The 474-nt window shown below is 35.9% G+C and carries 2 protein-coding genes; one reads left to right on the top strand and one right to left on the bottom strand.

The genetic code is table 11. From position 1 onward, the window contains the following. Nucleotides 1-246, bottom strand: a 246-nt coding sequence (locus EAE91_RS23775; RefSeq protein ID WP_214090575.1) for a hypothetical protein, incomplete at its 3' end; no start/stop codon positions are given. Between the two features lie 55 nt (nucleotides 247-301). On the opposite strand from EAE91_RS23775, the gene EAE91_RS23780 reads away from it, so the two are divergent. Continuing rightward, on the top strand, nucleotides 302-474 hold a 173-nt coding region (locus EAE91_RS23780), incomplete at its 3' end, for an Rpn family recombination-promoting nuclease/putative transposase (RefSeq protein ID WP_214090576.1).

Here is a 474-nt window from a genome sequence, read left to right on the forward strand (position 1 = left end):
TTTTGATAAAGGGATTGTTATTATACGAATGCAAGTTAAAAACTCATTGAAATGAATGACTTTCATTGAGTAGTTGTTGTAAATATAATGTTTTCTCATTTTTCCTTTTCTGGTATTTGATTCTTTAGGCTCTTCTATTAATGCATTCGGTAAAGATTTGTCTGAGGAAATATAGGAAGATGTTTTTTGTAACTTGGTTGTGGGTCTTCCAGAGATACTATATACCCTATGGATTTCAAGTTGCATCGCGACGTATAGACAATGAGTGGTATGACTAACTAATAAGACAGAGAAACAGATTGTGGCAAAGAAAGAAAAACGGCCTCACCATGACGAATTATTTAAGTATTTTTTAACGCAGCCTGAAACGGCCAGAGAGTTTCTATCCCTTTATCTGCCCGAAGAAATCCAGTTGTTGTGTGATTTAGCCACATTGAAATTGGAGTCCGGCAGTTTTGTGGACCGGAATTTACG

The sequence above is a fragment of the Photorhabdus noenieputensis genome, assembly GCF_018448935.1.
In the GTDB taxonomy this organism is placed as follows: Bacteria; Pseudomonadota; Gammaproteobacteria; order Enterobacterales; family Enterobacteriaceae; genus Photorhabdus; species Photorhabdus noenieputensis.